This is a genomic window from Streptococcus sp. 339 (genome assembly GCF_013277285.1).
In the GTDB taxonomy this organism is placed as follows: domain Bacteria; phylum Bacillota; class Bacilli; order Lactobacillales; family Streptococcaceae; genus Streptococcus; species Streptococcus pseudopneumoniae.
Genome location: NZ_VMMR01000001.1, coordinates 1 through 6,038, shown reverse-complemented (window position 1 = coordinate 6,038; position 6,038 = coordinate 1). Strand labels below are relative to the sequence as shown.

General features: G+C 38.0%; 6 protein-coding genes. All 6 read right to left on the bottom strand.

All coding sequences use genetic code 11. The features are described from left to right. Nucleotides 1–598: 598 nt before the first annotated feature. Nucleotides 599–1,447: a DNA-processing protein DprA gene (gene dprA / locus HT736_RS00030; protein ID WP_000705307.1), complete on the bottom strand. Its 849-nt coding sequence runs from the start codon at nucleotides 1,445–1,447 to the stop codon at nucleotides 599–601. Nucleotides 1,448–1,543: 96 nt separating this feature from the next. Next, on the bottom strand, nucleotides 1,544–2,233 hold the full coding sequence (locus HT736_RS00025; protein WP_000643965.1) for a sugar phosphate nucleotidyltransferase: 690 nt from the start codon (nucleotides 2,231–2,233) through the stop codon (nucleotides 1,544–1,546). Nucleotides 2,234–2,244: 11 nt separating this feature from the next. Then, nucleotides 2,245–3,123, bottom strand: coding sequence for a DMT family transporter (locus HT736_RS00020; RefSeq protein WP_172930624.1), 879 nt, complete (start codon nucleotides 3,121–3,123; stop codon nucleotides 2,245–2,247). Further along, nucleotides 3,113–3,982 (bottom strand): choline kinase LicA, encoded by an 870-nt coding sequence (gene licA, locus HT736_RS00015; RefSeq protein ID WP_172930623.1) that lies wholly within the window; start codon nucleotides 3,980–3,982, stop codon nucleotides 3,113–3,115. The genes HT736_RS00020 and licA overlap by 11 nt, the downstream gene beginning before the upstream one ends. 16 nt (nucleotides 3,983–3,998) lie before the next feature. Then, entirely contained in the window at nucleotides 3,999–5,021 is a 1,023-nt protein-coding gene (locus HT736_RS00010; protein ID WP_000609870.1) for a ribitol-5-phosphate dehydrogenase, read from the bottom strand. A 4-nt stretch (nucleotides 5,022–5,025) separates the two neighbouring features. Then, nucleotides 5,026–5,733 carry a 2-C-methyl-D-erythritol 4-phosphate cytidylyltransferase gene (locus HT736_RS00005; protein ID WP_000638489.1) on the bottom strand — a complete coding sequence of 236 codons (708 nt, stop codon included), beginning with the start codon at nucleotides 5,731–5,733 and terminating at the stop codon, nucleotides 5,026–5,028. Between the last annotated feature and the right edge of the window lie 305 nt (nucleotides 5,734–6,038).

Here is a 6,038-nt window from a genome sequence, read left to right as displayed (position 1 = left end):
TTTTCATTGAGTATAAAATCCTAACAAACTCAATACTTTAGTAGTCTGATATGCCAATCTCATGAGGTCTTTTTATCATTTTCCATCATATCCTGACGCAAATGTCTACTGATGTCTCTCATCAGTTTCATTTCTAGTAAATGAAAATCAAACTCGGAAGCTCACCGTAGCTTGCTCAAAACACAGCAAGACAAAGCTGATGACGTAAAAAGATTTTCGAAGAGTGTCATCATCAATTTCAGACCATTTTTTATAATAACCATTTTATTTTTATCTGTCAAGGTCTTTGAATTCTTTCTTAAACAAGCCTTGTAATCTCTACTTTTGAAGAATTTATTTTTCCTTACTGGCAATACTTGAGACGATACAGCTCCCTGATAATAAGCTGACCAAGATTAGTCACAAGCAACTCTCCTTTCTCAATTACACTAAATTGCTTTCCTTCCTCTGGGAAAAGTCCTCCACTCTACTTATTCACTTAGAAAAAACGCATAATATCAAGTGCTGAAAAAACTGATACTATGCATTTATTGTGGGGATATTTACTTCATTTTCTATTAAAAATTGATTTTTCTCAGTATTCTAGCTTATATAATGTTTAAAATTCAAATTCCGCAAGCACATCTCGCCCACTGGTGACCAATTTTGCCCCTTCTTGAATCAAATGATGGCAACCATCTGATAGCCCATCTAAAATGCTACCAGGAATAGCAAAGACATCGCGTCCTTCTTCCATTGCTCGCTCACAGGTAATGAGACTCCCCGAGCGCATCTTAGCCTCTGCTACAATCACGCCACGGCAAAGTCCAGCAATGATGCGATTACGGGCAGGAAAATGAAATTTCAGAGGTTGTTCGCCAGGTCCATATTCACTGAGAACCAGATGATCATTGCCGATGTAGTCTTGCAAACGTTTATTGGCTTTAGGATAAAACACATCCAGTCCTGTTCCAATCACTGCAATGGTTTTTCCGCCATTTTGAAGAGCTGCCATATGAGCTGCTGTGTCAATGCCCTTGGCTAATCCACTGACGATAACCAGTTCATTTTCCAAGCCTTGAATGACTTTTTCAACTGACTTAGCTCCCTGTTTGCTACAAGCACGACTGCCCACGACCGCTACCTTCGGGAATTTCAGGAGGTCAAGATTTCCCTTGTAAAATAAAAGTACAGGCGCATCATATATTTCACTCAAATCCCAAGGATAACAGTCATCTAAAATAGAGAAAGATGGAAATTTTTGAAACTCTTTCGACAAATGCGCATCGTCTATCTGAAAATAACGTTCCATAAAAACGGCTGGATTACGGCAACCTGATATATCTGCAATATCACCCAACAAAAGCTCCTGATCAACATTTTCACCGTATTCTAGCACTTTCAAAATCTGTTGATTGGTCAAACCTGATTTTTTTAACTTATAGATTTCATAGTTTGTGATTTTCATAAATAACTCCATTTCTTTTTCTACTCATCTATCTATTCGTAAAAGTTCGTAAAAAATCAAAAAAACATCCGACTATTTTGTCAGATGTTGGAATCTTTAATTTTCGTTTTTAAGAATTTCTTCTAATTTATGGTAGTCTTGGACACTATCGATTTCATAGATACTATTGCCTTCTAATTCTTCGACATAGACATCTAGCTCTTTGATATTATCCTTAACCATATTGTCCCAGTAGAGATCAACAAATTCGCCACTTGCATAAGCCTTATCGATAAAGCTGACAATCTTTTCTGCAGTTGGAGCATCCCAGAAGGATACACCACTAAGGATGCGACCTGCCTTGCTATCAACAATAATGTCTTGAACCTTGTAGTCATCTCCATAGACCAAGAACCATTCGTTGGTACAATCTTCACGATAAACACTAAAATAAGTCGAACGAGTCAAATCATTGCGGAACATATTTTTAAAGAGATAGTTATCGGCATCAATAACATAGCTGTTGGCCAATTCTTCTTTTACAAGATAGAGAGAGTAAAAGTTATTGTAGTCAGCGTATTTATCATTGAAAACGAGACGAACACCGTATTTCTCTTTCAAGTAATCGAATTGTTCTTTAAGATAACCGACAATGATGATGATGTCATTGATTCCTTTTTCTTTGAGAAACTCAATTTGGTATTCAATCAAGGGTTTTTGATTAACCTGAACCAAGGCTTTAGGGGTATTTTCAGTCATAGGACGCAAGCGAGTTCCCAATCCCGCTGCTAAGATGATGGCTTTCACACGAATCTCCTTTATTCTTTAATAATAATATAAACTCCAGCAATAACGACAAGTGACGTAATAATTGTCAGCATATCTAGCGGTGCACCTAAGAAAACAACTGCAAACAAGACCGTCCAAACTACATAGCTCACATTCAAGCCTGTAGCCTTGGCTGGTTGCAAGCGATTGATAGCGATATAATAAGCCAAGTAAGAAATCATATCAAAGGCTGCAAAGACAATCATAAGACCTAGCAATTGTCCATTGGCTACTGCGGTAAATGACTGATGAGAGAAGAGCACAATCACAAGATAGGACAAGAATGAAGTTACTTGACGGATTAAGAGGGCCTCAATTTCACTCAATTCACTTTCCATGGCAAAGGAGCTAAGGACACTCTCACTCCCCCATGCAATAGCACAAACTAAAGCACAGAGAATACCAATGTAGAAGGAATTAACCTGTTCAACCTTATAGGTCTGAGCAATTATCCCTCCAATAATCAAGACAATCCCAAATACAGTATTTTTTGAAATCTTGTGCTTCAAAAAGAAGAAAGCCAATAAAACTGAAATCGCAGGGTAAATAGCCGACACAGATGAAGCTAAGGAACTTCCGATATACTTAACCGCATAAAGATTGGCCTGCATACCGATAGGGCCTGCTAGCAAGGCTCCGATGATGACACTCACATTGCGAATATTTAAGAAAATTGAGAGGCGAACTTTTCCTTCTTTTACCAAGAGAAAAGCTAGTAAGATAAAGATACTCAAGAAATCGTGAGCAGCGGCCACCACAAAGGGCGACAAATCTGTAAAAATCGAAAAGATGTAAGCACTAATTGTTAGACCTAAACCCCAGAAAATACCTGAGAGTAGACCAAAAGGAACTCCGTTTTTACTTTTCATCTGAACCTCCATAAGAAGTCAAACCTTTAACAGCTCTTTGGTAACGACTCACACCATAGTCACCAAAATCTGCACCTTGCTCTTCCTTATAGACAGTCCATAGACTCCAAATAGTGTCTTGTAAAATTTTATAAATGGCAATCTTTTCACGAGAGACAGGTGTTTGCTCACTCTCATAGTGAGACACGAAGTCTTCTTCCTCTTGACGAGTGAATTCAGACTCTAAAAAGAGAGCAGCCAAATCCCACATTGGATCGTTCATTGATGAATATTCCCAGTCAATCAAATAGAGTCGTCCTTGAGGTGATTCGATAAAGTTTTCAGGCACCAAATCGATATGACAAGATTTTCTGTCAACACCTAAGTCAGCTAGTCTTTTCTCTAAGGAGAAGACTTCTTCTCGAACAGCTTCATAGTTGGCATAAGGGATTTTCTCTTCAATCAAGGATTCGTATTTTTTGATTTCTTCAAAAGGAGCAAATTCTCCTCTTAATTCCTTGCCAGAAGCATGAATGGTTTGTAAAATTGGAGCAATTTTATCAAATTTGGTCTTGATTGACGTTGAATCAAGCGTAATCGCAGATTCGATATACTCATTTACTTTGATATCAGCTTCAATATCAAAAAGGTAATTTTTTACATCTAAGTCTAAATCCTTTAGTAGTTCAAGATTGTACTTTTCATCTTGACGATTGATCAGCTTTTCTGTCCCTTTACCAAAGAATTTAACAATGTATTGCTTATTTGTTGTTTTGGCCAAATAGTTTTGATTGGTCATTCCACCCAGTTGTTCAACACTGAGGACTTCCTCTTCTTGACTAAGTAAGGAAGAAATTTTTTCTTTAATGATTTTCTCCACAATTAACCTCCAGCACTTATACTTCCCACTTAAACACGGTTTTAAAGGCTGTGTTTAAATCGGTCGCAAAGACACGGTGAATATCTTTAATTTCTCTTACAGGTTCTTCTAGATAAAGGATATTTTTAAGACGATTGGCAAATTTCTTAACTTCCATCATTTGGATTGCATTTTCAAAATCAATGCGACCAGAACGAGAGGAACCAACCAAGAGCAAGCCTTTTTCTAAGGCATCGCGAGTATTGAGATTGACTTTATATTCGCTAACTCCCATCATGAGAATCGTTCCCTGAGGACGAATGTAGCGAATCAGGTCATTTATAGCCGGTCCAGTACCATTACCACCACAACATTCAAAAGCATGGTCAAAGGCCAAATCTTCGGGAATATTATCAGTGATATAGCATTCTTTGGCAAATGAGAAAAGTTCCAATTTTTCCCAATGACGACCAATAACCACAATCTCTGCTTCTGGCAAAGTATAGTTGATAATATTGGCAACCACAAATGCTAAACTTCCATCTCCGATAACGGCGATTCGGTCCCGCTTGCTATGAGCAAGGGTCAATAGACGATTCATGGCATGCATGCCAACACTGACAAACTCTGTAATGGCTGCAACCGTATCTTCGATAGCATCATAAGCCACCACACGATCTTTAGGGAGAGAAACAAACTCTCTCATAAAGCCATCAAAACCACTAGACAAGAAATGGGTCCCTGTCATGTAGTTCTCATAGAATTCTTCATCGCTCTGCATAGAAGGCTGATTGGGAATCATGACAACTTTTTGCCCAACCTCATAGGTTCCCGTCGGGTCAGAAATGATGGTTCCACATGACTCGTGAATCATTGCCATTGGAAGCTTTTTATTCAAAATCTTGGGGTCACGTTTTCCCTGGTAGTAACGCTGATCCGCATGACAGACAGCCATATAGTTAGGGCGGATGAGGATATGATTCTCTTGGTCAATAGCCTCTTCCTGATATTTGACATTGATAAACTTAGGCTTAGTTAGTTGATAAATTTGATTAATCATTTTACTAGTCTTTCTCAATCATACTTTTTGCAATCTTCAAATCTGTTACTGTTGTGATTTTTAGGTTTGAGTATTCGCCCTTAGCCAAGGCCACATCTTTTCCTTTGATCACAAAGATTTTACATGCATCTGTCAAGATTTCCTTCTCTTCAGCAGAGAGAGAACCGTAAAGGTCCATGAAGTCCTTGCAACGGAATGTTTGAGGTGTTTGTCCTTGATAAAGGTGAGCACGATTTGGAATATCTGTAATGAATTGACCATTGGTACTTTCAACGATAGTATCAACCGCTTCTACCACTGTGTCCACTGCGTCATGATTTTGGGCAAGTTGGATATTGTCCTGAATCATGCGAAGTGTAATAAATGGACGAACAGAATCGTGGGTAACAACAATGTCCTCTGGAGTAAGCGGACGATAAGCATCAATAGCTTCAATGATTTTCTCAATACTCGTATTACGGTCAGCACCACCCTTTGTAATGATGATACGATCCTTATGAAGAGGAAGATATTTATCTACAAGATCTTCTGCATGAGAAACCCAGTCTCCATGAACCCCAACTACAATTTTTTCAATACTTGGTTCCAAGACAAATTTTTCAATTGTATGAATCAAAATAGGTCGATCACCTAGCTCTAAAAATTGTTTTGGCAAGTTACTGATTCCCATGCGTGTGCCAGTTCCACCAGCAAGAATTCCTGCATAAATCATCTATTTTCTCCTTTGTCTTACTAAAAAAACTTATTCTCTCTATTATACCACAATCTAGTCCTATCATGAAAGAAATACCGGCCCTCCCGTTCTAGAATAGAAGGATTAAGGAGTTCTATTATTCAAAGAAACTAGTCCATTTCTAGTAATGACCAGGAATTCTGTAGTCATTGCTAATAAATGGCTGTGAAATTTTAGAGTTCTTCAGAATAATATAGTTTTCTTAAAGAAAACTTAAAAGTAAGCTTTGAAACTTCAAAGTGATTACTTGACTTATACTCAATGAAAGTCATAACCACCCGTGA

What these genes read in the sequence shown, in the direction of transcription:
- dprA (WP_000705307.1), bottom strand. Translation starts at nt 1,447, where the DNA reads ATGAAAATCACAAACTATGAAATCTATAAGTTAAAAAAATCAGGTTTG.
- HT736_RS00020 (WP_172930624.1), bottom strand. Translation starts at nt 3,123, where the DNA reads ATGAAAAGTAAAAACGGAGTTCCTTTTGGTCTACTCTCAGGTATTTTC.
- HT736_RS00010 (WP_000609870.1), bottom strand. Translation starts at nt 5,021, where the DNA reads ATGATTAATCAAATTTATCAACTAACTAAGCCTAAGTTTATCAATGTC.
- HT736_RS00005 (WP_000638489.1), bottom strand. Translation starts at nt 5,733, where the DNA reads ATGATTTATGCAGGAATTCTTGCTGGTGGAACTGGCACACGCATGGGA.